The organism is Craurococcus roseus, from assembly GCF_039523795.1.
GTDB classification, from domain to species: Bacteria; Pseudomonadota; Alphaproteobacteria; order Acetobacterales; family Acetobacteraceae; genus Craurococcus; species Craurococcus roseus.
The window spans coordinates 1-26,814 of the sequence record NZ_BAAAFZ010000080.1; the positions used below are offsets into that span (position 1 = coordinate 1).

Here is a 26,814-nt window from a genome sequence, read left to right on the forward strand (position 1 = left end):
CAACCGCCGCCGCGACGGCTGCCGCAACCGCCGCCGCCCCGGCGACGGCCGCCCCGAACACGCCCGCGCAGCAAGCGGCGCCGGCCGCCGCGCCGCCGGCCAAGCCGGAGCGCCCGTCCAACAACCGCCAACGCAACTCCTCCGGGACGCGCGACCCGTCCCAGCAGTCCTCCGCCACGCATCCGCGGTGAGCGTCGGGCGGGAATACCCGGACCGCCCCTGGGTGGGCATCGGCGTCGTCGCCTTCAGCGGCGAGCGGGTGCTGCTGGTGCAGCGGGGCAAGCCGCCCCGCCTGGGCCAGTGGTCCCTGCCCGGCGGCGCCCAGCACCTGGGCGAGCGCGCCGAAGCCGCCGCCCGGCGCGAACTCGCGGAGGAAACCGGCATCGAGGTCGGCCCGCTCGAACTGGCGGCGGTGGTGGACGCCGTGGTCCGCGACGAGGAGGGCCGCGTCCGCTTCCACTACACCATCGTCGACTACTGCGGCCGGCACTCCGCCGGCGAGGCGCGGCCCGGCGACGACGTGTCCGCCCTCGCCTGGGCGCTCCCCGAGGAGCTGCCGACCTTCGACCTCACGCCGGACGTGCTGCGCGTGATCTCCCTCGCCCGCGCCCGCGTCTGACCGCCCGCCCGCCCGCCCGCTTGCCCTCCTCGCCCGCAGGCCACAGCCTCCGGGCGACGACGGTGAACAGCGACGCGCCATGGCCCGACGACGCGACATCCTCCTGGCCGCGGCCGGCCTGCCCGCCGCGGGCGCGGCGGCTTCGGCGAACGAACCGCCCGGCGGCGGCCGCCCGATCCGCCTGGTGGTGCCCTTCCCGCCCGGCGGCGCGGTGGACATCCTCGGCCGGCTGCTCGCGGAGCGGCTCGGCCCGGCGCTGAACGCGACCGTCGTCGTGGAGAACCGCGCCGGCGCCGGCGGCAACATCGGCGCCGACGCGGTGGCCAAGGCCGCGCCGGACGGCGGCACGATCGGCCTGATCGGCGTGTCCACGCTCTGCGCCGCGCCTTCGCTCTACCGCACCCTGCCCTTCGACCCGCAGCGGGACCTCGCGCCCGTCACCGCCATCACCACCGGCGCGCTGCTCTGCGTGGTGAACGCGGACACGGCGCGGTTGAACGGCTGGACGGACTTCCCCGCCCTCGTCGCCTGGGCCAAGGCGAACCCGGACGCGGTGCGGATGGGCTCGTCGGGCACCGGCACCACCAGCCACCTGACGATCGAGGCGGTGAACCGGGCCACCGGGGCGCGCATCACCCACGTGCCCTACCGGGGCGGCGGCCCGGCGATCAACGACCTCGTGGCCGGCACGATCGACATGATGTTCGACGTGATGCCGGCGCTGATGCCGCACGTGGAGGCGGGCCGGTTCAGGCCGCTCGCGGTCAGCAGCGCCGAGCGGCTGCCGATCCTGCCCGACGTGCCCGGCATGGCCGACCTCGGCGCGCTGGGATTGGGCGACATCGACATACAGACCTGGAACGCCGTGATGGCCGCGCGCGGCACGCCGGAGTCCACGGTGCGAACCCTTTTCGACGCCGTGCGTGCCGTGGCGGCGCAGCCGGAGTTCGTGGAGCGCCTGCGCCCGCTCGGCTACACCGTGCAGACCAGCGAAAGCCCGGCCGCCCTCGCCGCGCGCATCCGCGAGGAAACGCCGCGGTGGGAAAGCCTGGTCCGCGCTTCGGGGGCACGGCTGGACTAGGCCGCTGTCGGCCTGCCCACGGTCAGGTCGACACTGGCCTACGGATTGCTCGGCTGGCGATTCACGCCCCGGGCGTTTCCGCTCGGGGCCATCGCGGTCTAGCCTCCGACGGCCGGACGCCGCCGGCGCCGCGCGGCGAGCAGGCCGTATAACAGGAGCAGCAGCGCCCCCAGGACGAACGGCACCAGCCAGGAGGGGCGCTCCAGCAGCGGCAGCGCCGCCTCGTCCCAGAGCGCGGGCGAGAGGTGGCGCTGGATGCCGGCCTGGGCGGTGTTCAGCAGCGCCGGGTCGTAGCGGAACAGCGCCTCGCCGAGCGGCGCGCCCCAGCCGAAGGCGAAGCCCAGGGCCGCGCCGGCCGCCAGCAGCAGCAGCGCGGCGATCAGCAGGAAGGGCAAGGCGCCGGCGCCGCCGTCAGGCCCAGAGGCGCTCGCGTTGCAGGCCTTCGTAGAGGCCGGCGACGAACTCGCCGTAACCGTTGAAGAGCTGCGTCGGCACACGCTCGTCCGTGCCCAGCATCCGTTCGGTGGCCTGGCTCCAGCGCGGGTGCGGCACCGCCGGGTTCACGTTGGCCCAGAAGCCGTACTCCTGCGGCTGGATCTTCTCCCAGAAGCTCACCGGCTTCTGGTCGGTCAGCACGATGCGGACGATCGACTTGCCGGACTTGAAGCCGTACTTCCACGGGAAATGCATGCGCACCGGGCCGCCGTTCTGCGGCGGCAGCGGCTTGCCGTAGGCGCCGACCACCATGAAGGACAGCTCGTTCGCCGCCTCCGCGATCGTGCAGCCCTCGACGTAGGGCCACGGGTACCAGCTTTGCCGCAGCCCCGGCATCACGGCGGGTACGGCGGCGGTCTCGAACCGGACGTACTTGGCCGAGCCGAGGGGGCCGGCGAGCTTCAGCAGCTCCGAAAGCTGGAAGCCGGTCCAGGGCACCACCATGGCCCAGGCCTCGACGCAGCGGTGGCGGTACACGCGCTCCTCGATAGGCAGCCGGCGCAAGAGGTCGTCCAGTCCGAACTCCGCCGGGCGCTCCACCATGCCCTCGACGCGGACCGTCCAGGGCCGCAGGGGTAGCTTCTGCGCCGCGGCCGAGATCGTCTTGTGGCTGCCGAACTCGTAATAGTTGTTGTAGGTCGTGGCCTCGCGCTCGGGCGTGATGGCGCGCTCCGCCTTGTAGCGGGGGTTCCGCATGGCCACGGGCAGCCCGGTGGCGCCAGCGCGGCTCGGGGGCAGGACGAGGCCGGTTCCGGCGAGTCCGGCCGCCAGGGCCGCGCGGCGGCCGAAGAAGGACGATTCGGGCGTCACCTCCCGCTCCGGGATCGTCCAACCAGGGTTTCTCCGGACTAGCATCAATCACCTCCTCGCGCCGCCCCTAGAAGGCCCGGACCCCCCGCCTTTTCAAGCTTTTGGGCATGGGGGCGGCGGTGCCCACGCCAGGAGTCGGTTTCATGCCGTGTGGCTTGACAACCATCGGTTACTCTCCCAATCATTCACGAAGTCGTTACCGCAGCTATGTCTTTGAACCGAAGCCGTTCTGTCTTCGAACCCCTATGCCGGAGTGCGCGCGCCTATGCGGGTTTTGGTGCTCTCGCCCAACGCTGCCCCCGACCGACTGCTCTCCGGCCTGCGGGACGAGGGGCTGGTCTGCGACACGACGCGGGACTTCGAGGATCTCCCTTCGGCGCTCGCCCTCAGCGGGCCTTACGATCTGCTCGTCCTCGACCTCGCCTGCCTGGATCTGGCCGCGCACCGCGCCATCCGGGCGCTCCGGCGCTCCGGCAGCGCGCACCCGGTGCTCGTGGTCTGCGCCCGCGTCGACGCCAGCGACGAGGCCGCGGCGCTGCACTCCGGCGCCGACGACGTGCTGCGGCACCCGTTGAGCTTTCCCGTGCTGCACGCGCGCATCCAGGCGCTGGTGCGGCGCGCGAGCGGCTACGCCTCGGCCCGGCTCGTGTGCGGCAACGTCACCCTGGACCAGGAGCTGCACGCGGTGTTCGTGGACGGCCGGCGCGTGCCGCTGACCGGGCGCGAGTACGACTTCCTCCAGGTGATGATGCTGCACAAGGGCGTGCTGCTGACCAAGGAGCGTTTCCTCAACGGCCTCTACGCCGATTCCGAAGAAACGCCCGACCTCAAGATCGTGGACGTCTTCGTGTGCAAGCTCCGCCGCAAGCTCGCGGCCTGCGGGGCGGCCGAGATGATCCGCACCGTGTGGGGCCGCGGCCACGTGCTGTTCGACCCCTCCCCTGCCGCGGTGGCCGAAGCGCGCGCGGCGCACCGGCCGGAAGAGGCGCCGGCGGAGCCCGCGCCGCGCGGGTGGGAGCGGCGGGCGGAGGCGGTGCGGCTGAGCGCCTGACACAACTCGGCCGGGATGCGCGTCGCCCGTTGCCGCACAATGCACGGCAGACCGTAAAGCAGGCTTTGACTCTGCGCCGATGACCTCTGCCGACCTCGTCAGGCGCCGACCGTTCGCAGGCGTGGCAATCGCCGCGCTCGGCGCCGCCGTGCTCCCCCGCGCCACGCGGGCGCAAGAGGCGCCGGCCGAGCAGGTGGTGGTGATCGACACCGGGCAGCGGGTCTGGCGGGTGCCCTACGGCTACCTGTCCATCCGCCCGCCCGCCGAGGCGCTGCAGCCGGTCAACCACTGGCGCCAGTTCAGCTTCGCGTTCTGGATGCCGGACGGGCGGCCCACGCGCACGGCGGGCCACGACCTGGGCTGGCTGCGGCCCGGGGAGCCCGGCCGGGCGCCGCCGGGGCCCGACGAGTTCGTGGCGATCGGCACCAACGTGCGGGCCTGGGACGAGCCCGGCGCGCCGCCGCGGCCGGGGCAGATGTTCGCCAACTCGCTCGCCGTGTTCGGCACCGGTAGGCACGACTACCGCGAGCGCTGGGGCCTGCTGGAGGCCACGCCGAAACCGGGCGAGCCGGGCCTACAGGACGGCTACCTCGCCGCGCGGCGGTACGGCGAGCCGCCCCACGACATGAGCGCCTATGTCTCGTGCCCCCGCCCGGGCCGCTTGGACAACAACGTCTGCGCCGGCTTCGTGTCGCTGTCGGGGCTGGAGGTGCTGTTCCACTTCCGGCTGCCTAAAGACCGCATGGACCGGTTCCTCGATGCCGCGGACGCGGCGAGGCGGCTCCTGGCGAGCTGGGCAACCGACGACATCAGCAACAAGTAGCCTCATCCAGCCTGGAGTGTCGGTCGTCACGCCAGCTTCTCGACCGAAACCTCGTGGACGGCCCGCCCCGTCTGTTCGAAGGCGGTGATGTTGGCCACTGTGGTGTCGGCGATCGCCGTCAGCGCCTCCGCGGTGAAGAACGCCTGGTGCCCGGTGACGAGCACGTTCGGGAAGGTGAGCAGGCGGGCGAAGACGTCGTCTTGCAGCACCTGGCCCGACAGGTCCTGGAAGAACAGGTCGCCCTCCTCCTCGTAAACGTCGAGGCCGAGGTGGCCGATGGCGCCCGACTTCAGCCCGTCGATCGCGGCCCGCGTGTCCACCAAACCGCCGCGGCTTGTGTTGACCAGCATGGCGCCGCGCTTCATCCGGCCGATGGTCGCGGCGTCGATCATGTGGCGCGTTTGCGGGGTGAGCGGGCAGTGCAGGGTCACGATGTCCGACTCGGCGAGCAGTTCCTTCAAGGGGACGTAGGCCACGCCCATCGCCGCGCAGGCCGGGTCCGGCGCCAGGTCGTGCGCCAGCACCCGGCAGCCGAAGCCTAGCATGATGCGGGCGACCGCGACGCCGATCCGCCCGGTGCCGACCACGCCCACGGCGCGGCCCTTCAGGTCGAATCCGAGCAGCCCTTCCAGGGCGAAGTTGCCCTCGCGCACGCGGGCGTAGGCGCGGTGGATGGCGCGGTTGAGGCTCAGGATCATCGCCACCGTGTGCTCGGCCACGGCGTCCGGCGAATAGGCCGGGACGCGCGCGACAGTGACGCCGAGCCGGCGCGCGGCGGCAAGGTCCACGTTGTTGAAGCCGGCCGAGCGCAGCGCGACGAGCCGGACGCCGATCCGAGTGAACTCCTCTAGAACGGCCTCGTCGGCCTGATCGTTGACGAAGGGGCACACCGCGGCGGCGCCCTTCGCCAGCACGGCGGTGGCGTGGGTCAGTCGGGCCTCGAAGTAGGTGAAACGGTGGCGGTTGCCGGCGGCCACGTTGGCGGCGTCCAGGAAGCGGCGGTCATAGGGCTTGGTGCTGAACACGGCGACGTCCATGCGGAGATCCTCCATGCCAGGGCGCCGACCCGCGGCGCGGCGGGATCGCCGGCGCGGCTTGGCACGCCCGTTGCCTCGGTGTGTCCCGCGGGGCGATCGCGCGTCCCGCGGGAAGGGTTCGTATGCGCCAGCGCTCCGCTCGCCTGCTCCTGTCGCTCGTCCTGCTCGCGGCGTCCACCGCGGCGGCGCGGGCCGACGCCCGGTTCGCCGCCGGCGCCACGCCACCCCCGGGCGGCGAGCCGGGGCAGCTTTGCCGCGCCGCCGTCGCCGCCGTGGAGCGCGAGGCCGGGCTGCCACCCCGCCTCTTGGCGGCGATGGCGCGGGTGGAAACGGGGCGGCGCGACCCGGACACCGGCCGTTTCCATCCCTGGCCCTGGACGATCAACGCCGAGGGGCGCGGCAGTTTCTTCCCCACCAAGGCGGCAGCGATTGCCGCCGTGCAGGCTTTGCAAGCGCAGGGCGTGCGGTCGATCGACGTCGGCTGCATGCAGATCAACCTGCGCCACCACGCGAAGGCCTTCGCCTCCTTGGAGGAGGCGTTCGATCCCCTCGCCAACGCCCGCTATGCGGCCCGCTTCCTGAGGGACCTGCAAGCGACCCGGGGCGACTGGATGCGGTCGGCGTCGCACTACCATTCCCAAACGCCGGAGCTGGCGGAGGCTTACCGCGCCCGGATCGCGGCCGCGCTAGAGGCGGAGCAGGCCGTGCCGCCGTCCGCCGGGCCGCCGCCGATGCTGGCGGCCGCGGCGCACGCCGCCGCACCGACGACTCCCCGCCCTCTTGCGGCCGCGCCGGTGCCGCCGCCGGCTTTCGCCGGCGCGGGCGGGGGATTCATGCTGTCCAACCGCGCGGAGCGCGCGGCGGTGCTGCCGGCCCCGGCAGGCGCGAACACGGGCGCGAACGGCGGCGGCGGGCGCGGCCTGGACGCGTACCGGAGCGTGCCGATACCGGTGGCCGGGCGCGGGCCGACGATGTTGGCGCCTGCCGCCACGGCGCGCGCGCCGGCCTCGACCGCCTTCGCTTGGTTGCGGTGAGGCGGCTCAGCGCATCGGCCAGGAGTACATCAGGCCGCCTTCGGTCCAGAGCCGGTTCAGCCCGCGTTCCAGGCCGATCGGCGTCTTCGGGCCGAGCGTGCGCTCGAACAGCTCGCCGTAGTTGCCGATGGCGCGGATGGCGTTGTACGCCCAGGCCGGGTCGAGTTTCAGCGCGTTGCCGAGCAGCGGGTCGGCGCCGAGCAGCCGGCGCACGTCGGGGTTCTGGCTGGTGCGGCGCATCTCCTCGGCGTTGGTGCCCGTGACGCCCAGCTCCTCCGCCTGGATCAGTGCCGACAGCGTCCAGCGGATCACGTCGAACCATTCGGGGTCGTCGCGGCGCACCACCGGGCCGTAGGGCTCCTTGGAGAAGCGCTGCGGCAGGATGACGAAGTCGTCCGGCTTGGTGAACTGGCTGCGGATGGCAGCGAGCTGCGTCGCGTCCGTGCCGATGGCGTCGCAGCGCCCGGCCTGGAGGGCGGTGGCGTTGTCCTGCATCCGCTCCTGGAGGATGGGCGTGAAGCGCAGGTTGTTGGCGCGGAAGAAGTCGGCCGTGACCAGCTCGTTCGTGGTGCCGGGCGAGAGGCAGACGGTCATGCCGTCCATGCCGCGCGGCTCGGTGACGCCTGAGTCCTTGCGCACCATGAAACCGTGGCCGTCGTAGAGGTTTACGCCCACCATGCGCAGGCCGAGCGTGGTGTCGCGCGTCATGGTCAGGGTGGTCTGGCGGATCAGCACGTCGATCTCGCCGGACTGGAGCGCGGTGAAGCGCTGCACGGCGGTGAGCGGCACGAAGCGGACCTTGGACGGGTCGCCGAACACCGCGGCCGCGACGCCGCGGCAGAGGTCCGCGTCCATGCCGCGCCAGACTCCCTGGCTATCCGGGAGCGAGAAGCCGGCGATGCCGACGTTGACGCCGCAGTTCAGCGTGCCGCGCTGGCGCACCGCGTCGAAGGTCTGCCCGGCCCGCGCGGGGCCGGCGACGGCGGTCGCCGCCACGCCGGCAAGGGCCAGCGCGGCGGCCAGAAAGCGTCGCTTTTTCATGTAACCTCCCGGGTCTGAGGCCGCGACGGTAGCGGCCCGGTCAGCGGGTGGCGACGTCACCGGATCGCCGAGAACGAGGTCGGCTTCAGGAGCATGGTGTTCTGCTGCTTCAGCGCGTTCAGCGGGGCGATCGACTTGCCGAACTCCGCCCAGCCCGGGTCGGCCATCATTGCGCCGCGGCGGCGGTCGCGGTCGCCCAAGCCCTCGTAGGCCCAGGCGAACACCGCTTGGTTGATCGGGCCGCACTCCGTCACCGCGAAGAACAGCAACTGGCCGAGCAAGCGCTGTTGCACCGGCAGGCCGATGGTCTCGTAGGCTTCGAGCCACGCGTTCAGGCGGCCGGGGTGGAAGTCGTAGGTGCGGTGGTCCACGACCATGTTGCCGGGGGCGCCGCCGATCTTGCGCTCGAAAGACTGCCCGACCTTCTGGATCGGCGAGAAGGGCACGGTCTTCAGCAGCTTGGCTTCTTGCCGCGCTAGGGCGCCGAACTTCGCCATCTCCGTGCGAAATCGGCCCCATTCCAAGTCCGCTTCGCGCGCCGCGATCTGCCGCTCGCGGTCGTCGATGTCGTCGAAGCCGCGCACGAAGAGCACGCGGTTGATGGTGCCGAACTCGACGGTGAAGAAGCCGATGGGCGGGCCGAGGTGCCGCGCCGAGCAAGGGCCGCCCACCTCCTCGTAAAGCCGGAGCCACGCCGGCAGCTTGCCGGGGTGCGCCGTGTACATGCGCTGCTCGATGAACATGGCGGCGGCCCTTCCCCCCTGTCGCGTGCAGGGGCGGAGTGCCGCACGCGCGGCGGCGCGGGTCAATGTACCTACGGTTGCGAGCGAACGCCGCGCATGCCGCACCGGATGGCGCTGGTGAGCCGGGTGGGACTCGAACCCACGGCCGCGAGATTAAAAGTCCCGTGCTCTACCGACTGAGCTACCGGCTCGCACCAACGGTGCCCGCTGCCACGCGGGCCGCGCCTTGGAACGCGGCGGACGCCCCGGTGTCAAGGCACCCGCGCGCGCGACGGCCTCAGGCCCCCGACGGGGCGGGCTCGGCTTCGGCCTGCTGCGGCGCGCCGTCGGCCGCGATCCGGGCGCGGACGATCTTGTCCGGGCCCTGGACCATGCCGCTGCCGCCCGAGCCGCGCTTGACCTTGTCCACGGTTTCCATCCCGGACACCACGCGGCCCCAGATCGTGTATTGGCCGTCGAGGCTCGGCGCCGGCGCGAACATGATGAAGAACTGGCTGTTGGCGCTGTTCGGGTTGTTGGTCCGCGCCATGCCGCAGGTGCCGCGCACGAACCGCGCCTTGTTGGGCGGCGAGAACTCGGCCGGCAGGTCCTCGTGGCCCTGCTCGCGCGCGCCGCCGGTGCCGGTGCCGGTGGGGTCGCCGCCCTGGGCCATGAAGCCCTCGATCACCCGGTGGAACGGCGTGCCGTCGTAGAAGCCGGCGCGCACCAGCGTCTTGATGCGCTCCACGTGCTTGGGCGCGAGGTCGGGCCGCAGCTCGATCATCACCTTGCCGTCCTTCAATTCGAGGACCAGCATGTTCTCCCGCGCGTCGTTCGCCTGGGGCGCTTCGGCGGCGGCGGGGGCCGCCGCGGGCGCGTCGCCCGGCATGGTGTTGCCGCCGGCGGCGTCGGAGCCTGCCTCGTCGCTCATGTCGTCGTCTCCTCGTGTGGGTTGCCGTCAGGCGCCGGCGATGCGGGCGCGGATGATCTTGTCCGGGTTCTGCACCACGCCGTTGCGGGCGGGGTCGCCGCGCTTGATCTTGTCCACGGCCTCCATGCCGGACACCACGCGGCCCCAGATCGTGTACTGGCCGTCCAGGCTCGGCGCCGGCGCGAACATGAGGTAGAACTGGCTGTTGGCGCTGTTCGGGTCGCTGGTGCGCGCCATGCCGCAGATGCCACGGATGAAGCGGTAACGGTTGGTGAACTCGGCCGGGAGGTTCGGCAGGTCGCTGCCGCCGGTGCCGGTGCCGGTGGGGTCGCCGCCCTGGGCCATGAAGCCCTCGATCACCCGGTGGAACGGCGTGCCGTCGTAGAAGCCGCGGCGCGCCAGCGTCTTGATGCGCTCCACGTGCTTGGGCGCCACGTCGGGCAGCAACTGGATGGTGACCGGCCCGTCCTTGAGGTCCAGGACAAGCCGTTCTTCCGAACCGCCTCCGCCGGCCTGCGGGCCTTGGGCGGAAGCGCCGTCGTGCCAGGGCGCCGGAGCGGCGGCCAGGGCCGCTGCCAGCCCGGCGAGGTCGCGTCGCCGCATGTTGGTGTTCTCCTCGGCTGTGGTCGGGGGTCAGGGCCGGCGGTTGCTCCGGCCCGCCTACCGGGTTCACGCCCCAGGGCGCGAAGGGTTGCAGGGGCGGGGCGCCGCTACTCGGGCGCCCGGGGCAGGCGCACGCGCGCCAGGGTCCGTTGCAGGGTGAGTTTGGGCACGAAGGTAGCGACGTCACCCCCGAGCCGCGCGATCTCCTTCACGAAGCGCGAGGAGATGAACTGGTGCGTCTCGCTGGCCATGAGGAACACCGTCTCGACGCCGGGGTCGAGGCGGTGGTTCATGCCGGCCATCTGGAATTCGTAATCGAAATCGGACACCGCCCGGAGGCCGCGGATGATGGTGCCGGCGCCGACCTGCCGCGCGAAGCCGATCAGCAACCCCTCGAAGGGCACCACCTCCACCGCCGTGCCCGTGCGGGCGGCGATGGCGTCGGTCTCGGCCTTCACCAGCTCCACCCGCTCCTCCAACGGGAGGAGCGGCCCCTTGCCGGCGTTCATGGCGACGCCAACCACCAGCCGGTCGAGGATGCGCGCCGCGCGGTCGATGATGTCGAGGTGCCCGTTCGTCACCGGGTCGAAGGTGCCGGGGTAGACGCCGACGTGCCGGGTCACGGCGTTTCCTCCTCGCTCCCGTCCACCACGCCGTCCGCGGCGACGCCCTCCGCGGAGGGGGCGCCTTCCTGCCCGTTATCGCCCTCCCCGTCCAGCACCGGGAAGCAGCTCGTGACCCGCTCGCCGTCGTTCAGCCGCAGCAAGGTGACGCCCATCGCCTGCCGCCCGGTGATCCGCACCTGGTCGGCGGGCAGGCGGATCAGGCGGCCGCTGTCCGTGACGAGCATGACGTCGTCGCCGGGCCGCACCGGGAAGGTCGCCACCACCTCGCGGCCGTTGCGGCTCGGGCGCAGCTCGATGCCGCCGATGCCCTGCCCGCCCCGGCCCGTCACCCGGTACTCGTAGGCCGAGGAGCGCTTGCCGAAGCCGCCGTCGGTGACGGTGAAAATGATCTCCTCAGCCGCTTCCAGGTCGGCGGTGCGGTCGGCGGTCATCGCCACCTCGGCGCTCGCCTCCTCGCCCTCCTCGGCCAAGCCACTGGCGACGCCGTTGCCGTTGCCCTCCACCTCCTCGCCCGCCGCGCGGCGCCGCTGCGCCGCCCCGCGCAGGTAGGTGGCGCGCTCGGCCACCGTCGCCTCGACGTGGCGGAGCACGGACAGGGCGATCACCCGGTCGCCGGACACGAGGCGGATGCCGCGCACGCCGGAGCTGTCGCGCCCGGCGAAGACGCGGAGCTGGTCCGCCGCCGCGGTGAAGCGCATCACGCGGCCCTTGCGGGTCGCGAGCAGGACGTCGTCGCCTTCGCGGCAGGTCTGCACGCCGATCAGCTCGTCGTCGCCGTCCAGCTTCATGGCGATGAGCCCAGCGGCGCGGACGTTGCGGAAGTCCGACAGGCGGTTGCGCCGGACGTTGCCGGCGGAGGTGGCGAAGACGAGGTGCAGCCCGTCCCACAGCAACTCGTCCTGCGGCAGCGGCAGCACCGCCGTGACGCGCTCGCTCTCCTGCAACTGGAGAACCTGCCGCAGCGAGCGGCCCTTGCCCTGCGCGCCGCCCTCCGGCAACTGCCAGACCTTCTCGCGGAAGGCGATGCCGCGGCTGGTGAAGAACAGCACCCACTGGTGGGTGTGGGCGATGAAGCTCCGCACCACCAAGTCGTCCTGGCGCGTCGCCGCCGCGCTGCGCCCGCGCCCGCCCCGGTGCTGCGCCCGGAAGGTGTCGAGCGGCGTGCGCTTCACGTAGCCGTCGCGCGTCAGGGTGACGACCATCATCCCCGGCTCGATCAGGCTCTCGTCGTCGAGGTCGGCGATGCCCTCCACGATCTGCGTCAGGCGCGGCGAGGCGATCTGGGCGCGCACCGCGCGCAGCTCCTCGGTCATCACCTCCAGGCGGCGCGGGCGGCTGCCGAGGATCTCCAGCAGCTCGCGGATGCGGCCGCCGACCTCCTCCAGCTCCGCCGCGATCTTGTCGCGCTCCAGGCCGGTGAGGCGTTGCAGCGTGAGGGCCAGGATGCCGCGAGCCTGCGCGTCCGTCAGCCGAACCGTGCCGTCCGGCGTGACGATGTTGCCGGCGTCCTCGACCAGGGCCAGCAGCACCCCGACGTCGCCGGCCGGCCAGTCGCGCGCCATCAGCGCCGCGCGCGCCTCCGCCGGGTCGCGGCTGGCGCGGATCAGGCGGATCACCTCGTCGATGTTGGCCACCGCGATGGCGAGGCCGATCAAGAGGTGCCCGCGCTCCCGCGCCTTGTTCAGCCGGTGGCGGCTGCGGCGGGCGATCACCTCCTCGCGGAAGCGGATGAAGGCGAGCAGCGCGTCGCGCAGGCCCATCTGCCGCGGCTTGCCCTCGTCGAGCGCCAGGAAGTTCACCGGGAAGGAGGTCTGGAGCTGCGTCATGCGGTAGAGCTGGTTCAGCACCACCTCCGCCGTCGCGTCGCGCTTCAGCTCGATGACGATGCGCAACCCGTCGCGGTCGCTCTCGTCGCGGAGGTCAGAGACGCCCTCCACCTGCTTGGCGCGCACCAGCTCGGCGATGCGCTCCATCAGCGTCGCCTTGTTGACCTGGTAGGGCACCTCGCTGACGGCGATGCACTGCCGCCCGCCGCGCATCTCCTCGATCTCGCAGCGCGCGCGCAACGGGATGGAGCCGCGGCCGGTCTCGAAGGCCGAGCGGATGCCCGAGCGGCCGAGGATCAGCCCGCCGGTCGGGAAGTCCGGCCCGGGGATGATCCGCATCAGCTCGTCGAGCGGGGTGTCCGGCTCGGCGATCAACGCCAGGGTCGCGTCGATGACCTCGCCCGGATTGTGCGTCGGGATGTTGGTGGCCATGCCGACGGCGATGCCGTTGGCGCCGTTGACCAGCAGGTTCGGGAAGGCGGCGGGCAGCACCCGCGGCTCGCTGTCGCTCTCGTCGTAGTTGGGCTGGAAATCGACGGTGTCCTCGTCGATGCCCTCCAGCAGCGCCGTGGCGGATTTTGCGAGCCGCGACTCCGTGTAGCGCATGGCCGCCGGCGGGTCGCCGTCCATGCTGCCGAAGTTGCCTTGGCCGTCGATCAGCGGCACGCGCAGCGAGAAGGGCTGCGCCATCCGCACCATGGCGTCGTAGATCGCGCTGTCGCCGTGCGGGTGGTACTTACCCATGACCTCGCCGACCACGCGCGCCGACTTGCGGTACGGCTTGTCGGCGGTGAAGCCGCTCTCGTGCATGGCGTAGAGGATGCGCCGGTGGACCGGCTTCAGCCCGTCGCGCGCGTCCGGCAAGGCGCGGGCGACGATGACGCTCATCGCGTAATCGAGGTAGGAGCGCCGCATCTCCTCCTCGAGGGCGACCGGGGGGCTCTCCTCCGGCCGGGCTCCGCCGCCGCCGTCCTTGGTGGTGCCGCTCACGCCGTGCTTGCTCTCGCTGGTTGCGGACCGGCCCGCGGAAGCGGCCCGGACCGGGCCGTCGCGGCGTCGCCCGGCCGCGTGGCGGCGGGGGCCAAGTCCATGGAAATCAGGAAACTTATATAGCGCAAGACGCCCGAGAATCCAAACGACTCCGGCGCCCTCCGGACCGTTATGGCAATGGAAATTCCGCTCCCTCCGCGGCCCGTCGCGGGGCTAGGCTCCGCTGCAACGGCGCGAAGCCGGCGGGAGGGAGGACGGACATGGAGCTATCCAGGCGGGGCGCGCTGGCGCTGCCGGCGGCGATGGTGGCGGGCGGCGGCGCCGCGCGGGCGCAACAGGCGGCGTCTCCCACGGTCCGCATCGGCGTCCTGTCCGACATGTCCGGCCCCTACCGCGACATCAGCGGGCCGAACTGCGTCGTCATGGCGCGGCAGGCGGCGCAGGATTTCGGCGCCTCCGCGCGCGGCCTGAACGTCGAGATCCTGCAAGCCGATCACCAGAACAAGCCCGACGTGGGCGTGAACGTCGCCCGGCAGTGGTTCGACCGCGACGGGGTGGACGCCATCCTGGAGGTCAACAACAGCGCCATCGCCATGGCGATCAACGGCTTGGCGCGGGAGAAGAACAAGGCCCACCTGAACAGCGGCGCCGCCTCCGCCGACCTCACCGGCCCGGCGTGCAGCCCGAACATGGTCCACTGGACCACCGACACCTGGGCCTGCGCGCAATCCACCGCCGGCGCGCTCGCCCGAGCCGGGGCCAAGCGCTGGTTCTTCATCACCGCCGACTACGCCTTCGGCCATTCGGTGCAGCGCGAGGCGACGCGGGTGGTGCAGGCGAACGGCGGGCAGGTGGTGGGCAGCGCGGTCTACCCCTTCCCGCAGACCACCGACTTCTCGTCCTTCATCGTCAGCGCGGCGTCCGCGCGGCCGGACGCTGTGGGCTTCTGCAACGCCGGCGCGGACATGATCAACTGCGTCAAGCAGGCGGGCGAATTCGGCCTGGCGGGGCGCGGCATCCGCCCGGCGGCGATGATCGGCTTCATCGTGGACGTCCACACCCTCGGCCTGCCCACCGCGCAAGGGCTGGTGCTGACGGAGAGCTTCTACTGGGACCTCAACGACCGCACCCGCGCGCTGCACGGGCGGCTGCGCGGCAAGATGGCGAACAACCACGCGCCGAACAGCGTGCAGGCGCAGGCCTACGGCGCCGCGTTCCACTACTTGCGGGCCGTGGCGGAGATCGGCGCGGCGCGGGCCAAGGCGTCGGGCCTCGACACAATCGAGGCGATGAAGCGGCTGCCGACGGACGACGACGCGCACGGCCCCGGCTCCGTCCGCGCGGACGGCCGCAAGCTCCACCCGACCCACCTGTTCCAGGTGAAGGAGCCGGCCGAGAGCCGCGGGCCGTGGGACTACCTCAAGGTGCTGGCGACCACGCCGGCGGAGCAGGCCTTCCGGCCCTTGGCGGAAGGCAACTGCCCCTTCGTCAAAGCCTGAGCGCGGACGGCGCCAGCCGCCTCAGAACGGGATGTCGTCGTCCAGGTCGGCGCTCTTGGGCTTATCCCAGCCGCCCCGGCCGCCGCCGCCCGACGAGCCGCCACGGTCGCCGAAGGAGGACGACCGCCCGCCGCCGCCGTTGAACGACCCGCCCTCGGCCGGTGCGTCGCCGCCGCCGGCCCCGCCGCGGCCGCCCACGAGCTGCAACTCGCCGCGGAATTGGCGCAGGACGATCTCGGTGGAGTACTTCTCCTGCCCGTCCTGGCCTTGCCACTTCCGGGTTTCGAGCTGGCCCTCGATGTAGACCTCGTTGCCCTTCTTCAGGTACTTCTCCGCGACCTCGCCCAACCGCTCGTTGAAGATCGCCACCGAGTGCCACTCGGTGCGCTCCTGCTGGTTGCCCTCGCGGTCCTTGTACCGCTCGGAGGTCGCCAGGCGCAGGTTCACCACCTTGCCGCCGTTCTGGAAGTTCCGGACCTCCGGGTCCCGCCCGAGGCGGCCCAGAAGGATCACCTTGTTCACGCCCGCCATGGGAATCGCCCTCTCGCGCCAGTCGTGCCGCGACACTACCTTGGACAACCGTAGCCGGCCATCCAAACGCCCTTCCCAGGCGCCCCGCGGCCGGTCATATATAGCGTGAACAAGACCAGAACACCACCCGGCCGGCCAGGGATTCCCCTGGGCCGCCCGATGCGGAGCGCGCATGTTCGAGAGCACCTCCCCCCTCCGCATCCGCGGCGCCCGGACCCACAATCTCAAGGACTTGGACCTCGACATCCCGCGCGGGACGCTGACGGTCATCACCGGCCTTTCCGGCTCCGGAAAATCTTCCCTCGCCTTCGACACGATCTATGCCGAAGGGCAGCGGCGCTACGTCGAATCCCTTTCCGCCTACGCCCGGCAATTCCTGCAACTCATGCAGAAGCCGGACGTGGACTCGATCGAGGGGCTCTCGCCGGCGATCTCCATCGAGCAGAAAACCACCTCCCACAACCCGCGCTCCACCGTCGGCACCGTCACCGAGATCCACGACTACATGCGCCTGCTGTGGGCGCGCGTCGGCGTGCCCTACTCGCCCGCCACCGGCCTGCCGATCGAAGCGCAGACCGTCAGCCAGATGGTGGACCGCGTGCTGGCCATGCCGGAGGGAACGCGGCTGCTGCTCCTGGCGCCGGTCGCGCGCGGCAAGAAGGGCGAGTTCCGCAAGGAGTTCGCGGAGTTCCAGCGCCGCGGCTTCGAGCGGGTGAAGGTGGACGGCACGCTGCACCTGCTCTCGGAAGCGCCGAAGCTCGACAAGAAGCTCAAGCATGACATCGAGGTGGTGGTGGACCGCGTCGTGGTGCGCGAGGGCATCGCCCCGCGCCTCGCCGACAGCTTCGAGACCGCGCTGGCGCTCGCCGACGGCGTGGCCTACGCGGAGAACGCCGACACCGGCGAGCGCTCAGTGTTCAGCGCCAAGTTCGCCTGCCCGGAGAGCGGCTTCACCATCGAGGAGATCGAGCCGCGGCTCTTCTCCTTCAACAGCCCGCAGGGCGCCTGCCCGACCTGCGACGGCCTCGGCACGCAGACCTTCTTCGACCCCATGCTGGTGGTGCCGGACGACCTCCGCTCCATCAAGGAAGGCGCGGTCGCGCCTTGGACCGGCGCTTCGGCGCCCTACTACGACCAGACGCTCGAAAGCTTGGCGAAGCATTTCAAGGTCTCGACCTCGACGCCCTGGGGCGAGCTGCCGGAGAAGGTGCGCCACGCCATCCTGCAGGGCACCGGGAACGAGACGGTGGCGCTCCGCTACAAGGACGGTCTGCGCGCCTACGTGGTCGAGAAACCCTTCGAGGGCGTGCTGCCCAACCTGGAGCGGCGCTTCCGCGAGACGGACAACCCGTGGGTGCGCGAGGACCTGACGCGCTACCAGGCGGACAAGCCCTGCCCCGCCTGCAGCGGCCACCGGCTGAAGCCCGAGGCGCTGTCGGTGAAGGTCGCGGGCCGGCACATCGGCGAGGCAAACGACGTCTCCATCCGCAAGGCGCGCGAGTGGTTCGGCACGGTGTCGGACACGCTCACGCCGCAGCGCCGCGAGATCGCGCGCCGCATCCTGCGCGAGATCGAGGAGCGGCTGCAGTTCCTCGTGGACGTAGGCCTCGATTACCTCTCGCTAGGCCGCTCGTCGGCGACGCTCTCGGGCGGCGAGTCGCAGCGCATCCGCCTCGCCTCGCAGATCGGTAGCGGCCTCACCGGCGTGCTTTACGTGCTGGACGAGCCCTCCATCGGCCTGCACCAGCGCGACAATGAGCGGCTGCTGGCGACGCTGCGGCGCCTCCGCGACCTCGGCAACACCGTGCTGGTGGTGGAGCACGACGAGGACGCGATCCGCGCCGCGGACCATCTCGTGGACATCGGCCCCGCGGCGGGCGCCGGCGGCGGGCGCGTGGTGGCGCAGGGCACACCGGCGGAGGTGGCGGCCAACCCGGCCAGCCTCACCGGCGATTACCTGTCCGGGCGGCGCGGCATCGCGGTGCCGGCGACGCGGCGCCCCGTGGACAAGAAGCGCGTGGTGCGGGTGGTAGGCGCCGCCGGCAACAACCTCAAGAACGTCACGGCGGAGTTCCCGCTCGGCACCTTCACCTGCGTCACCGGCGTTTCCGGTGGCGGCAAGTCGAGCCTGGTGATCGAGACGCTCTACAAGGCCGCCGCGCGCCGCCTGATGGGCGCGGGCACCGTGCCCGGCCCGCACGACCGCATCGAAGGGCTGGAGCTGCTCGACAAGATCATCGACATCGACCAGTCGCCGATCGGCCGCACGCCGCGCTCCAACCCGGCGACCTACACCGGCCTCTTCGCGCCGATCCGCGACTGGTTCTCGGAGCTGCCGGAAAGCCGCGCGCGCGGCTACAAGCCGGGCCGCTTCTCGTTCAACGTCAAGGGCGGCCGCTGCGAGGCGTGCCAGGGCGACGGCCTCATCAAGATCGAGATGCACTTCCTGCCCGACGTCTACGTCACCTGCGACACCTGCAAGGGCAAGCGCTACAACCGCGAGACCCTCGAGGTGCAGTTCCGCGGCAAGTCCATCTCCGACGTGCTGGAGATGACGGTGGACGAGGGCTGCGAGTTCTTCTCCGCCGTGCCCGCCATCTCCGAGAAGCTGCGGGTGCTGCGCGAGGTGGGCCTGGGCTACATCCACCTGGGCCAGCAGGCGACGACGCTGTCGGGCGGCGAGGCGCAGCGCATCAAGCTGTCGAAGGAGCTGGCGCGCCGTGCCACCGGCCGCACGCTCTACATCCTGGACGAGCCCACCACCGGCCTGCATTTCGAGGACGTGCGGAAGCTGCTCGAGGTGCTGCACGCGCTGGTGGCGGCCGGCAACACCGTGCTGGTGATCGAGCACAACCTGGAGGTCATCAAGACCGCCGACTGGATACTCGACCTCGGCCCGGAGGGTGGCGAAGGCGGCGGGCGCGTGGTGGCGCAGGGCACGCCCGAGGATGTCGCCGCGTCGCCCGAAAGCCACACCGGCCGCTTCCTCATGCCGCTGCTGGCGCGCGAGGCGGAGCCGGTGCGGCGGAAGCGGCGGGCCTAGCTCACCAATAGGGACGGCCGTAGTAGCCGCGCGGCCCGCCCCAGCCGGGCCGGCCATAGCCGTAGCCCCATCCGCCGTGGGGGCGCACGTAGGGCCGGTACACCGGCGGCGGCGCGTAATAGCCGGGCGTGCGGTAGGCGTAGCCCGGGGTGGTGTACGCCACGCAACCCGACAGCCCGACGGCGGTGCCGACCAAGGCCACGAGCTTGACGGCCCAGGACAAGCGGCGAGTCATCTCCTTCTCCTCTCGTCGCGGCGGCCTTTGCCGCCCTTTCCCGCCAAGGTGGCGCCTGACAGTGTCCGAAGCGCGGCGGAACCGCGCCCGTTGCAGGGCGGGCGCCCTTCCCCGGTCATATCGACGGCACTTGGCTTCCCCGGCCGGTCAGCCCTTCCCGCGCAGGGCGGCCAAGGTGACGGCCAGCTTGTCGCCGGTCGTGCGGGCCGGGTCGGCGGCGACGCCACGGGCCAGGAGGCGGCGCGCGTCCCGCCGGGCCAACACCGCCGGCAGCGCCGCGGCGATCCAGCGCGAGGGCAGCGGTTCGGGCGGCGGCGCCCGGAGTTCCTCCGCGGCGAGGAGGTCGGCTGCGACCGCTCTGAGCGCCGGCGCGGTCGGGGTGCGCACGACCTTGGCTGGCGTCAGCCCGTGCACGGCGAGGGCGTCGGCCGGCAGCAGGCAGCGGCCCTGGCGCGCGAGGGCCGGTACGGCGCGCAGCACGCCCGTGGCGCCGTAGGCGGCGCCGCGCCGTTGCAGGCCGGGCAGCGCTTCCGGCGGGGCGCCGAGCAGGCGGCCGCCGGCCACGGCGAGCGCGGCGGCCGTGCCGCGCAGGTAAGCCTGGAAGGCGGGGACGGTCGGGATGCCCTCCCCGTCCTCCTCCGCTTCGGCTTCGCGGGCGTCGGCGAGGGCGAGCAGGTCGGCGGGTTCGATGCACCCGCCCTTGACGGCGCGGGCGAGCGGTTCGGCGACCTCATGCCGGCGCGGGGGCTTCCCGGCGGCGGCGTCCTCCACGGCGTCGCGCCACCATTGCAGGCGGATCAGCGCGGCCATCGGGTTGCGGGCGGCTTCGCGCGCGCGGGCCAGCTCGTGGTTGTAGGCGACCAGAGCGAAAAGGGTTTCGCGGCGCTCGGCGGGCGCGAAGAGGGCGCAAAGGAAACGGTCGGGGTCGTGGCGGCGCACGAACTCCGCGAGCGATCCGCCGGCCGGGGCCGTCGTGGGGACCGTGTCCGACATGCGGCCCTTATGGCCGCTGTCCGCCGCGCCGCAACCGCGGCGCGGTTTGCTTGACCGGCGGAGGGGCGGCGCCTAGCTGTCGGCCGTCCGGCCGCCGCCGCCCCGCGCGCGGACGGCCAACCACGGGAGAGAACACATGGCATTCAGCCTGCCGCCGCTGCCCTACTCCGCCGACGCGCTCGCCGGCCAGGGGATGTGCCAGGAGACGTTGGAGCTGCACCACGGCAAGCACCACAACGCCTACGTCACGGCGCTGAACGGGCTGGTCGAGAGCAAGAACCTCAAGGGCAAGTCGCTCGAAGACATCGTCGCCGAGGCCGGGAAGCAGGGCGCCGACGGGCTGCCGGTGCTGAACCAGGCCGGGCAGCACTGGAACCACTGCCTGTTCTGGCAGGTGATGTCGCCGAAGGGCGGGGGCGAGAAGCTGCCGCAGCGCCTCGGCGACAAGATCACCCAGGACCTCGGCGGTTTCGCGCAGTTCAAGGAGGCCTTCAAGCAGGCCGGCGTGACGCAGTTCGGCTCCGGCTGGGCCTGGCTGGTCATCGCGGCCGACGGCAAGCTGAAGGTGACCAAGACGCCCAACGGCGCCAACCCGCTGTCCACCGGCGAGGGCCAGCCGATCCTCGGCGTCGACGTGTGGGAGCACGCCTACTACCTCGACTTCCGCAACGTGCGGCCGAACTACCTCGACAACTTCCTGGCCAAGCTGGTGGATTGGGAGAAGGTCGACGGGTTCCTGTCCTCCGGCGGCATGAAGTCCGGCCAGAGCGCCTGACGCCGGCGGGCGGGGCGGCGCCCGGAGCGGCGCCGCCTCAGCCCTTCGCGGCCTCGGCCTTCGCGTCCGCCGCGCCGGCGGGCTTGAAGGTGTCGCTGATCGTCTGGCGCAGCACGTTGACGCGGACGTTGGGCGCGATCTCCACCTCGATCTCGTCCACGCCGTCCTTCACCCGCGTCACCTGCCCGATGATGCCGCCGGCGGTGAGCACGCGGTCGCCGCGCTTGAGCTTCTGCAACAGCTCGCGGTGCTCGCGCTGCTTCTTCTGCTGCGGGCGGATGAGCAGGAAGTAGAACACCGCGAAGATCAGGACGAGCGGCAGGATCTGCATGACCACGGCGGCGGTGCCGCCGGCGGCGGCGGCGTCCTGCGCGAAGGCGGGGGATACCAACATCCTGGTCTTGTTCCTGAATTGCGGTCGGCGGGCGCGCACCCTAGCTTCGCGCCCCTCCCCGTCAACACTCCCGATCCCGGACGGCCCGCCGACATGGACGACGACCCCGCCTTGCTGCCCGCGTTGAACCGCATCGCCGAGGCGCTGGAGCGCCTCGCGCCGCCAGCGCCGGAACCGCCGCGGCCGGAGGGAGCAGACGCCTTCGTGTGGGACCCCTCGCCCGTGCCGCGTTTGAAGCCGGTGCCGCGGGTGTCGCGGGTGGCGGTGGGGCTGCTGCAAGGCATCGACCGGCAGCGCGACCTGCTGGTCGAGAACACGTTGCGGTTCGCGCGCGGGCTGCCGGCGAACAACGCGATGCTCTGGGGCGCGCGGGGGATGGGCAAGTCGTCGCTGGTGAAGGCGGCGCACGCGGAGGCCAACGCCCGCCGGCCCGGTTCGCTGGCGCTGGTCGAGATACACCGGGAGGAGATACGGACCCTGCCGGAGCTGATGGATGCGCTGCGCCCGCAGGAGCGGCGGTGCCTGGTGTTCTGCGACGACCTGTCGTTCGAGCGGGGGGACAGCGACTACAAGGCGCTGAAGTCGGTGCTGGACGGCGGCATCGAGGGGCGGCCGGAGAACGTGCTGTTCTACGCCACCTCCAACCGCCGCCACCTGATGCCGCGGGACATGATCGAGAACGAGCGGAGCACGGCGATCAACCCGTCGGAGGCGACGGAGGAGAAGGTCTCCTTGTCCGACCGCTTCGGGCTGTGGATCGGCTTCCACAACTGCGACCAGCCGACCTTCTTCGCCATGGTGGAGGGCTACGCGGAGGCGATGGGGCTGCCGATCGGGGCTGAGGAGCTGCAGCGGGAGGCCAACGAGTGGTCGGTGACGCGCGGCGGGCGCTCCGGGCGGGTGGCCTGGCAGTTCATCCAGGACTTGGCGGGGCGGCTGGGGGTGGCGGCCAGGGCGGCGGGGTAGGCCGCCGGCTCGCCCGCTTGCCCGTCTTACCGGCCGCTCGGCGCGGCATCCGGACGAATGGCCGACCGGGCGGGCGTCCTTTTGCCGCTTTCGGACGAATGGCCGCTCCGGGCAGGACGCTCTTTGCCGGTATCGGACGAATGGCCTGCGGAGCGGGGGCCGTTTTGTCGCATTCGGACGAATGGCTGGGTTGGGCCGGGCGTCTTTTTGCTGCTTTCGGACGAATGGCCGGCCCAGGCGGGAGGCCTTTTGCCGCGTTCGGACGAATGGCCGGCCGGGCGGGCGCCATCAGTGGTCGGGCGTACCGGTGCGCTGGCGGGTGGCGCCTCCGTTGGGGCTGGGCTGGTTCGCGCGCCCGCGACCTTGGCGGCGTGGCGGTTCGGGATCGGCCGGACGCTCCCCGCGGGGTGGTGCTGATGGCGGGTTCAAAGAGCGGCGAAGCAAAGCTTTTATTCTTATAACATTGAGCGTCGCCGGGGCGCAAGCGACGCGGGCAACCCGCGGCGGGAGTGTGGCGCGCTTGCCCCGGTGATCCCTCGCTGCCGCCCCGGTTTCGCCGCGATGGGGGAGCCATATGCGGCCGAGGCACCCTGTTGGGAGCGACGGCGATGCGGGTGATGGTGAAGGTTCTGGCGGCGGGAGGTGCGCTGGTCGCGCTCGCGGCGGCCGCCGTGCCGGCTTCGGCGCATCGGGACCGGTGGGGCTACTACGACGCGCCGCGCTACTACGCGCCGCCGCCGCTGGCCTACTACGTCCCGCCCCCGCCGCCCCCGGTCTACTACGCCCCGCCCCGCGCCTACGCGCCGCCGCCTGTGCCGTACTACGGGCCGCCGCCGGTGGCCTACGGCTACGCGCCGCCACCGGTGGCGTATGGTTACGTGCCGCCGCCACCGCGAGCGTTCTATCCGCCGACCCCGGTGGCGCCCGGTTTCAGCATCGGCTTGTCGTTCCGCTGAAGCGCTTTTCGGCTGGCCATACCCGGTCAGCGCGCTCCAGTTGGTTGTTTTCGCGGGCACCTTCACGCGCCTGACAGAGGACGGTCAGGCGCGGTCTGCTCAAGCGTCTTCCGGTGCGCGGCGGCCGGGAGGGGGCAGGTGCGGCCCCCATCGGCCAGCGGCCCACGCTTCTGGCCGCTTCCACACAGCGGGATCGCGCGTCCGCCGTGCGCGCCGGCTCGGGACGCTCCCCGTAGGCTGGCGACGGGGTGGCCCGCGGGTGTTCGTCGGCTCGGTTACCGGCCAACGCGGGGTGTTTTCGGGACGCCTCGGCTGGCCGGTCAGGGCAGCGGGTCGTAGTACTTCGTGACCTGCACCGGCGGCGACGAACCGGCGGGGGCTTTGGCCACGAACCCGCCCGACGCCGCCGCGCCTACGGCGGCGCCGGCGGCGACCAACGCCAGCAGAATTGCGACCCGGAACGGCATGGGCCTCATAAAAACACAACTTATGCTGGCGCAAACTCACGTTTGCGCAACTTCATATATTGCAGAAGCCGATCATTCATCCCTGTTGGGTGGCAGACGGCGGCATCCGTGGCGGATCGCCCGACGGAACGCCAGGGCACGCCACGCCGCGCTGGCCCAGGTGGGCGACGCGCGGCCGTGAAAACCCGACCGCGGGGCCGCGTCAGGTGGCGGCCGGCGTGGCGAGTCGCGGACCGGAAGGTCCAGCCGACGCGGCGCGTGGTCGCGGCGATACCGGCTCGGCCCCGCCTCGCTCGCGGTTGAGGGCGAGCAGGGCGGCGATGGCTTCGTCCTCCCCTATGTCGGCGGGCCAGCCGTAGGCGGCGGCGACTGCGGCGTCGAGCGCGGCGTGCAGGGCGTCGAGCCAGGCGCCCTCGGGCTTGCCGCGGGTGTTGTAGAGGTCGATGAGGGTGCGGGTCTTCAGTGTGGCGGCGGCCTCGGCGTCGCGTGGCAGTATACGGTCGGGGAAGGCGGGGACGACCTCCGGCAAGCGCTCCACGAGGTCGGGCGGGTTCAGCTAACGGTCGCGGGCTTCCACCAGGGCCCGGGCGGGGGAGCAAGCGACGGGTGCCGTCAGCCCGCGGCCATGGCTTCGACCGCCGCCCAGGCGGACAGGACGGCGCCCTCCTGCCACCCGGGCAGGAAGGACAGGTATTCGCCGGCGAAGTGGTAGGGGCCTTCGGGCGCGCGGAGCATCGGTTGGAGGTCGCGCCGCTGTTCTTCGGTCCATTCGGTCCAGGCGCCGCGGGCGCGGGGCATGTTGGGCCAGGACACGGACACCGGGTGGGCGACCTCGCGCGCGTAGCCGGGGTGGAGCGCCTCGCCGTCGCTGGCGGCGGAAGCGGCGCGCTCGGCGGGAGTCCGGGCGGCGAAGCGGAGCGCGGGGCCTGCGTCCCAGGCGTAGGCGCCGACCAGGACGCCGCCGCCGGCGGCGTGGAAGCCGTGGCTGGGGTACCAGAGCTGGGTGGCGTCGCCCGTGGTCCAGGCGATGCCGCCGTAGATGGCGTCGTCCTCTTCCCAGAAGCGGCGCGGGGCGTGGAAGGCGAGCTTGCCGGCGGGGTGCTGGGCGAGCGAGCGCAGGGCGGCGCGGCGTTCCGGCGGGAGGTCGGTGTCGAGCGCGGCGAGGAGCGGCGGCGGCAGGGTGCAGAGCACGCGGTCGAAGCGGGCTTCGCGCGGGGCGCCGTCCTGGCGCCACGCCACCCTCGCCCCGCCGCCGCCGCCGCGGCGGAGGGAGGCGACCTCGCAGCCGAGGAGCACCGAGTCGCCGAGCGCCGCGTGCAGGGCGGCGGCGATGCGGTCCATGCCGCCCACGGGTTGCAGCATGGTGGCGGCGTAGTCCACGCCTTCGGCGAAGCTGGCGGTGGCCCAGAAGGCCGGGTCGAGCAGCAGGCGCGGATCGAGGGGCGCGTGCGCGACCCCCGGCGAAGCGGCGCCGGGCGGCTCGGCCCAGCCGGCGCGGCGGGAGCCGCGGTAGCGCCCGTCGGCGTCGAGGGCGCCGAAGCCGCGCAGCATGGAGCGGAGCGCGCCGAGGTCGGCTTCGGTGAAGGGCCCGTCGAGGGCGGCGCGGGTGAGCGACTTGGCGGCCAGCTCGGCGACCGTGCCGCGCAGGTCGGCGGCGACGCGGCGCAGCGGGAGCGTGGTGCCGCCCGACGCGTCGCTGCGCAGGGAGGCGGCGCGATTCTCGTTCACCAGCGGCTCCAGCGGAACGCCGAGGTCGCGGCAGAGGCCGAGCACGGCGCGGTGGTGGTGCGGGATGCGGGCGGGGCCGGGGTTGAAGTAGAGGTGCGGCGCGGCGTCCCAGCCGATGCGCTGTTCGGGGTGGCCGTCTTCCCGCACGATGTCGCCGGTGCGCAGCGTGAGGCAGCGGCCGCCGGGGCGCGTTTCGGCTTCGAGCACCGTCACCGACCAGCCGGCGCGGCGCATGGCGAGCGCCCCCGCCATGCCGGAGATGCCGGCGCCGAGCACCGCGACGTGCCACGGCCGGGGAAGCAGGCGCGGTGGCGCGGCGGTAGCCCGTGCGGGCGATGGCGGCGCCAGGGCGGCGATGGCGGCGGCCGCGGCGGGAAGGCCGCCGGCCGCGGCGATGCCGCCGATCAGCGCGCGGCGGGTCCGCGGTGGCGCGGTGGGCGTCAGGCGCCGATCCCTTCGCGGATGGCGCGCGCGGCGGCCTCCGTGCCGTCGGCGCCGCCGATGTCGGGGGTGCGGAGGCCGGCGGCGAAGGCGGCGTCCACCGCCCGTTCCAGCTCGGAGGCCGCGTCGGCGAAGGGTTGGCCGGCGCCGCGGGAGGCGAGCCAGTCGAGCATCATCGCCGCCGAGAGGACCGTGGCGGTGGGGTTCGCCAGGCCCTTGCCGGCGATGTCGGGCGCGGTGCCATGGGCGGGCTGGAACACGGCGTGGTCGTCGCCGATGTCGGCGGAGGGCGAGAAGCCCATGCCGCCGACTAGGCCGGCGCCGAGGTCGGAGAGGATGTCGCCGAACATGTTCTCCGTCGGCAGCACGTCGAACTCCCAGGGGCGGCGGAGCATGTCGAGCGCCATGGCGTCCACGTAGTGGTGGGCGCTGTCCACGCCGGGGAACTCGGCCGCGACGCCGTCGAACACGGCGCGCATGAAGGCGAAGGCGCGGAACACGTTGGCCTTGTCCACCAGCGTCACCCTGCCGCGTCGACCCAGGCGCTCGGCGCGGCGCTCGGCGAGGCGGAAGGCGAAGCGGGAGAGCTTCTCGGTGGTGGCGCGGGTGATGCGGAGCGTTTCCTCCGCCATGTCGTCGGTGACAGTGCCGCGGCCGCGCGAGTGGAACAGGCCCTCGGTGCTCTCGCGGAGGATGACGAAGTCCATCGCCCGCGCGCGCGGGTCGGCCAGCGCGACGGGCACGCCGGGGATGGCGCGCACCGGGCGGACGCCGGCATAGAGGCCGAGGCGGAAGCGGAGGTCGAGCTGCGGCGCGATCTCCGTGCCGTCGGGGTAGCGGATGCCGGGCCAGCCCATGGCGCCGAGCAGATTGGCGTCGGCGGCTTGGGCGCGGCGGAAGCTCTCCTCGGGGAACGCTTCGCCGGCGTCGCGGAAGTGGAAGGCGCCGGCGGGGAGCGTTTCGGTGGAGAGGCCCAATCCGTGGCGCTTGGCCAGCGGCTCCAGCACGGAGAGGGCCGCGGCCGTGACCTCCTGGCCGATGCCGTCGCCGGGCAGCACCGCGATGCGCACCGTGTTCCCCTTCGCCATGCCGGCGCC

Annotated in this window: 28 protein-coding genes and 1 tRNA gene; 11 read left to right on the forward strand and 18 right to left on the reverse strand. The window is 72.5% G+C overall.

Annotated features, from left to right (window positions below; all coding sequences use genetic code 11):
- From ABD067_RS22495 to ABD067_RS22505, 3 genes are all read left to right on the forward strand, one after another.
- Positions 1-191: hypothetical protein (locus ABD067_RS22495; protein WP_343897648.1), on the forward strand; the 191-nt coding region annotated here is incomplete at its 5' end.
- Positions 188-619, forward strand: a complete 432-nt coding sequence (locus tag ABD067_RS22500) for an NUDIX hydrolase (protein ID WP_343897649.1) — start codon at positions 188-190, stop codon at positions 617-619. The genes ABD067_RS22495 and ABD067_RS22500, both read left to right, overlap by 4 nt.
- Positions 620-698: 79 nt before the next feature.
- Positions 699-1,700 (forward strand): Bug family tripartite tricarboxylate transporter substrate binding protein, encoded by a 1,002-nt coding sequence (locus tag ABD067_RS22505; RefSeq protein ID WP_343897650.1) that lies wholly within the window; start codon positions 699-701, stop codon positions 1,698-1,700.
- A 98-nt stretch (positions 1,701-1,798) separates the two neighbouring features.
- Here ABD067_RS22505 and ABD067_RS22510 read toward each other — a convergent pair whose 3' ends face one another.
- Positions 1,799-2,095, reverse strand: a complete 297-nt coding sequence (locus tag ABD067_RS22510) for a hypothetical protein (RefSeq protein WP_343897651.1) — start codon at positions 2,093-2,095, stop codon at positions 1,799-1,801.
- A 16-nt stretch (positions 2,096-2,111) separates the two neighbouring features.
- Positions 2,112-3,050 carry a protein-methionine-sulfoxide reductase catalytic subunit MsrP gene (gene msrP, locus ABD067_RS22515; protein ID WP_343897652.1) on the reverse strand — a complete coding sequence of 313 codons (939 nt, stop codon included), beginning with the start codon at positions 3,048-3,050 and terminating at the stop codon, positions 2,112-2,114.
- 220 nt (positions 3,051-3,270) lie between these two features.
- Between msrP and ABD067_RS22520 the strand changes: the two genes are divergently transcribed.
- Positions 3,271-4,056 (forward strand): response regulator transcription factor, encoded by a 786-nt coding sequence (locus tag ABD067_RS22520; protein WP_343897653.1) that lies wholly within the window; start codon positions 3,271-3,273, stop codon positions 4,054-4,056.
- 121 nt (positions 4,057-4,177) lie between these two features.
- Positions 4,178-4,879, forward strand: coding sequence for a hypothetical protein (locus ABD067_RS22525; RefSeq protein ID WP_343897654.1), 702 nt, complete (start codon positions 4,178-4,180; stop codon positions 4,877-4,879).
- A 26-nt stretch (positions 4,880-4,905) separates the two neighbouring features.
- On the opposite strand, the gene ABD067_RS22530 is transcribed toward ABD067_RS22525, so the two are convergent.
- Positions 4,906-5,916: a 2-hydroxyacid dehydrogenase gene (locus ABD067_RS22530; protein ID WP_343897655.1), complete on the reverse strand. Its 1,011-nt coding sequence runs from the start codon at positions 5,914-5,916 to the stop codon at positions 4,906-4,908.
- 122 nt (positions 5,917-6,038) lie between these two features.
- Between ABD067_RS22530 and ABD067_RS22535 the strand changes: the two genes are divergently transcribed.
- Entirely contained in the window at positions 6,039-6,950 is a 912-nt protein-coding gene (locus ABD067_RS22535; protein ID WP_343897656.1) for a lytic transglycosylase domain-containing protein, read from the forward strand.
- Positions 6,951-6,956: 6 nt separating this feature from the next.
- Here the strand turns inward: ABD067_RS22535 and ABD067_RS22540 are convergent, their stop codons facing one another.
- The 7 genes from ABD067_RS22540 to gyrA form a co-directional block, all read right to left on the reverse strand.
- Positions 6,957-7,991, reverse strand: a complete 1,035-nt coding sequence (locus tag ABD067_RS22540; protein ID WP_343897657.1) for an amino acid ABC transporter substrate-binding protein — start codon at positions 7,989-7,991, stop codon at positions 6,957-6,959.
- Positions 7,992-8,047: 56 nt separating this feature from the next.
- A complete protein-coding gene (locus ABD067_RS22545) occupies positions 8,048-8,734 on the reverse strand; it encodes an NIPSNAP family protein (RefSeq protein WP_343897658.1) in 687 nt (228 codons plus the stop codon).
- A gap of 115 nt (positions 8,735-8,849) precedes the next feature.
- Positions 8,850-8,925: transfer RNA gene (locus tag ABD067_RS22550), tRNA-Lys, on the reverse strand.
- Positions 8,926-9,011: 86 nt separating this feature from the next.
- Complete coding sequence (locus tag ABD067_RS22555; protein ID WP_343897685.1) at positions 9,012-9,530, reverse strand: peptidylprolyl isomerase; 519 nt, start codon at positions 9,528-9,530, stop codon at positions 9,012-9,014.
- 141 nt (positions 9,531-9,671) lie between these two features.
- Positions 9,672-10,247 carry a peptidylprolyl isomerase gene (locus tag ABD067_RS22560; protein WP_343897659.1) on the reverse strand — a complete coding sequence of 192 codons (576 nt, stop codon included), beginning with the start codon at positions 10,245-10,247 and terminating at the stop codon, positions 9,672-9,674.
- Positions 10,248-10,354: 107 nt separating this feature from the next.
- Positions 10,355-10,870: a pantetheine-phosphate adenylyltransferase gene (coaD, locus tag ABD067_RS22565; RefSeq protein WP_343897660.1), complete on the reverse strand. Its 516-nt coding sequence runs from the start codon at positions 10,868-10,870 to the stop codon at positions 10,355-10,357.
- Entirely contained in the window at positions 10,867-13,614 is a 2,748-nt protein-coding gene (gene gyrA, locus ABD067_RS22570) for a DNA gyrase subunit A (RefSeq protein ID WP_408871589.1), read from the reverse strand. The genes coaD and gyrA overlap by 4 nt, the downstream gene beginning before the upstream one ends.
- A gap of 335 nt (positions 13,615-13,949) precedes the next feature.
- Between gyrA and ABD067_RS22575 the strand changes: the two genes are divergently transcribed.
- The gene (locus tag ABD067_RS22575) at positions 13,950-15,188 is read left to right on the forward strand and encodes an ABC transporter substrate-binding protein (protein ID WP_343897662.1); all 1,239 of its coding nucleotides are present in this window, start codon (positions 13,950-13,952) and stop codon (positions 15,186-15,188) included.
- Positions 15,189-15,209: 21 nt separating this feature from the next.
- Here ABD067_RS22575 and ssb read toward each other — a convergent pair whose 3' ends face one another.
- Positions 15,210-15,719 carry a single-stranded DNA-binding protein gene (gene ssb / locus ABD067_RS22580; protein ID WP_343897686.1) on the reverse strand — a complete coding sequence of 170 codons (510 nt, stop codon included), beginning with the start codon at positions 15,717-15,719 and terminating at the stop codon, positions 15,210-15,212.
- A 172-nt stretch (positions 15,720-15,891) separates the two neighbouring features.
- Here ssb and uvrA point away from each other — a divergent pair, with 172 nt between their 5' ends.
- Entirely contained in the window at positions 15,892-18,762 is a 2,871-nt protein-coding gene (gene uvrA, locus ABD067_RS22585; RefSeq protein ID WP_343897663.1) for an excinuclease ABC subunit UvrA, read from the forward strand.
- Position 18,763: 1 nt separating this feature from the next.
- Here the strand turns inward: uvrA and ABD067_RS22590 are convergent, their stop codons facing one another.
- Entirely contained in the window at positions 18,764-18,997 is a 234-nt protein-coding gene (locus ABD067_RS22590) for a hypothetical protein (protein ID WP_343897664.1), read from the reverse strand.
- 147 nt (positions 18,998-19,144) lie between these two features.
- On the reverse strand, positions 19,145-19,990 hold the full coding sequence (locus ABD067_RS22595) for a squalene/phytoene synthase family protein (RefSeq protein ID WP_343897665.1): 846 nt from the start codon (positions 19,988-19,990) through the stop codon (positions 19,145-19,147).
- A gap of 136 nt (positions 19,991-20,126) precedes the next feature.
- Here ABD067_RS22595 and ABD067_RS22600 point away from each other — a divergent pair, with 136 nt between their 5' ends.
- On the forward strand, positions 20,127-20,765 hold the full coding sequence (locus tag ABD067_RS22600) for a superoxide dismutase (RefSeq protein ID WP_343897666.1): 639 nt from the start codon (positions 20,127-20,129) through the stop codon (positions 20,763-20,765).
- A 37-nt stretch (positions 20,766-20,802) separates the two neighbouring features.
- Here the strand turns inward: ABD067_RS22600 and yajC are convergent, their stop codons facing one another.
- Entirely contained in the window at positions 20,803-21,159 is a 357-nt protein-coding gene (gene yajC / locus ABD067_RS22605) for a preprotein translocase subunit YajC (protein WP_343897667.1), read from the reverse strand.
- 93 nt (positions 21,160-21,252) lie between these two features.
- On the opposite strand from yajC, the gene ABD067_RS22610 reads away from it, so the two are divergent.
- Both ABD067_RS22610 and ABD067_RS22615 read left to right on the forward strand, forming a co-directional pair.
- Positions 21,253-22,125 carry an ATP-binding protein gene (locus tag ABD067_RS22610; protein ID WP_343897668.1) on the forward strand — a complete coding sequence of 291 codons (873 nt, stop codon included), beginning with the start codon at positions 21,253-21,255 and terminating at the stop codon, positions 22,123-22,125.
- Positions 22,126-22,733: 608 nt separating this feature from the next.
- Positions 22,734-23,081, forward strand: a complete 348-nt coding sequence (locus ABD067_RS22615; protein ID WP_343897669.1) for a hypothetical protein — start codon at positions 22,734-22,736, stop codon at positions 23,079-23,081.
- 320 nt (positions 23,082-23,401) lie between these two features.
- Here the strand turns inward: ABD067_RS22615 and ABD067_RS22620 are convergent, their stop codons facing one another.
- From ABD067_RS22620 to ABD067_RS22635, 4 genes are all read right to left on the reverse strand, one after another.
- Positions 23,402-23,557, reverse strand: a complete 156-nt coding sequence (locus ABD067_RS22620; RefSeq protein WP_343897670.1) for a hypothetical protein — start codon at positions 23,555-23,557, stop codon at positions 23,402-23,404.
- Between the two features lie 193 nt (positions 23,558-23,750).
- Positions 23,751-24,077, reverse strand: coding sequence for a hypothetical protein (locus ABD067_RS22625; protein ID WP_343897671.1), 327 nt, complete (start codon positions 24,075-24,077; stop codon positions 23,751-23,753).
- Between the two features lie 83 nt (positions 24,078-24,160).
- Positions 24,161-25,552: a flavin monoamine oxidase family protein gene (locus ABD067_RS22630; RefSeq protein WP_343897672.1), complete on the reverse strand. Its 1,392-nt coding sequence runs from the start codon at positions 25,550-25,552 to the stop codon at positions 24,161-24,163.
- A gap of 164 nt (positions 25,553-25,716) precedes the next feature.
- Positions 25,717-26,805: an isocitrate/isopropylmalate dehydrogenase family protein gene (locus ABD067_RS22635; protein WP_343897673.1), complete on the reverse strand. Its 1,089-nt coding sequence runs from the start codon at positions 26,803-26,805 to the stop codon at positions 25,717-25,719.
- Positions 26,806-26,814: the final 9 nt, after the last annotated feature.

What these genes read in the sequence shown, in the direction of transcription:
- msrP (WP_343897652.1), bottom strand. Translation starts at nt 3,050, where the DNA reads ATGCTAGTCCGGAGAAACCCTGGTTGGACGATCCCGGAGCGGGAGGTG.
- ABD067_RS22615 (WP_343897669.1), top strand. Translation starts at nt 22,734, where the DNA reads ATGCGGGTGATGGTGAAGGTTCTGGCGGCGGGAGGTGCGCTGGTCGCG.
- ABD067_RS22595 (WP_343897665.1), bottom strand. Translation starts at nt 19,990, where the DNA reads ATGTCGGACACGGTCCCCACGACGGCCCCGGCCGGCGGATCGCTCGCG.
- ABD067_RS22635 (WP_343897673.1), bottom strand. Translation starts at nt 26,805, where the DNA reads ATGGCGAAGGGGAACACGGTGCGCATCGCGGTGCTGCCCGGCGACGGC.
- ABD067_RS22575 (WP_343897662.1), top strand. Translation starts at nt 13,950, where the DNA reads ATGGAGCTATCCAGGCGGGGCGCGCTGGCGCTGCCGGCGGCGATGGTG.
- uvrA (WP_343897663.1), top strand. Translation starts at nt 15,892, where the DNA reads ATGTTCGAGAGCACCTCCCCCCTCCGCATCCGCGGCGCCCGGACCCAC.
- ABD067_RS22620 (WP_343897670.1), bottom strand. Translation starts at nt 23,557, where the DNA reads ATGAGGCCCATGCCGTTCCGGGTCGCAATTCTGCTGGCGTTGGTCGCC.
- ABD067_RS22545 (WP_343897658.1), bottom strand. Translation starts at nt 8,734, where the DNA reads ATGTTCATCGAGCAGCGCATGTACACGGCGCACCCCGGCAAGCTGCCG.
- ABD067_RS22520 (WP_343897653.1), top strand. Translation starts at nt 3,271, where the DNA reads ATGCGGGTTTTGGTGCTCTCGCCCAACGCTGCCCCCGACCGACTGCTC.
- ABD067_RS22535 (WP_343897656.1), top strand. Translation starts at nt 6,039, where the DNA reads ATGCGCCAGCGCTCCGCTCGCCTGCTCCTGTCGCTCGTCCTGCTCGCG.
- ABD067_RS22555 (WP_343897685.1), bottom strand. Translation starts at nt 9,530, where the DNA reads ATGCTGGTCCTCGAATTGAAGGACGGCAAGGTGATGATCGAGCTGCGG.
- ssb (WP_343897686.1), bottom strand. Translation starts at nt 15,719, where the DNA reads ATGGCGGGCGTGAACAAGGTGATCCTTCTGGGCCGCCTCGGGCGGGAC.
- ABD067_RS22600 (WP_343897666.1), top strand. Translation starts at nt 20,127, where the DNA reads ATGGCATTCAGCCTGCCGCCGCTGCCCTACTCCGCCGACGCGCTCGCC.
- ABD067_RS22560 (WP_343897659.1), bottom strand. Translation starts at nt 10,247, where the DNA reads ATGCGGCGACGCGACCTCGCCGGGCTGGCAGCGGCCCTGGCCGCCGCT.
- ABD067_RS22590 (WP_343897664.1), bottom strand. Translation starts at nt 18,997, where the DNA reads ATGACTCGCCGCTTGTCCTGGGCCGTCAAGCTCGTGGCCTTGGTCGGC.
- gyrA (WP_408871589.1), bottom strand. Translation starts at nt 13,614, where the DNA reads ATGCGGCGCTCCTACCTCGATTACGCGATGAGCGTCATCGTCGCCCGC.
- ABD067_RS22540 (WP_343897657.1), bottom strand. Translation starts at nt 7,991, where the DNA reads ATGAAAAAGCGACGCTTTCTGGCCGCCGCGCTGGCCCTTGCCGGCGTG.
- ABD067_RS22530 (WP_343897655.1), bottom strand. Translation starts at nt 5,916, where the DNA reads ATGGACGTCGCCGTGTTCAGCACCAAGCCCTATGACCGCCGCTTCCTG.
- yajC (WP_343897667.1), bottom strand. Translation starts at nt 21,159, where the DNA reads ATGTTGGTATCCCCCGCCTTCGCGCAGGACGCCGCCGCCGCCGGCGGC.
- ABD067_RS22505 (WP_343897650.1), top strand. Translation starts at nt 699, where the DNA reads ATGGCCCGACGACGCGACATCCTCCTGGCCGCGGCCGGCCTGCCCGCC.
- ABD067_RS22610 (WP_343897668.1), top strand. Translation starts at nt 21,253, where the DNA reads ATGGACGACGACCCCGCCTTGCTGCCCGCGTTGAACCGCATCGCCGAG.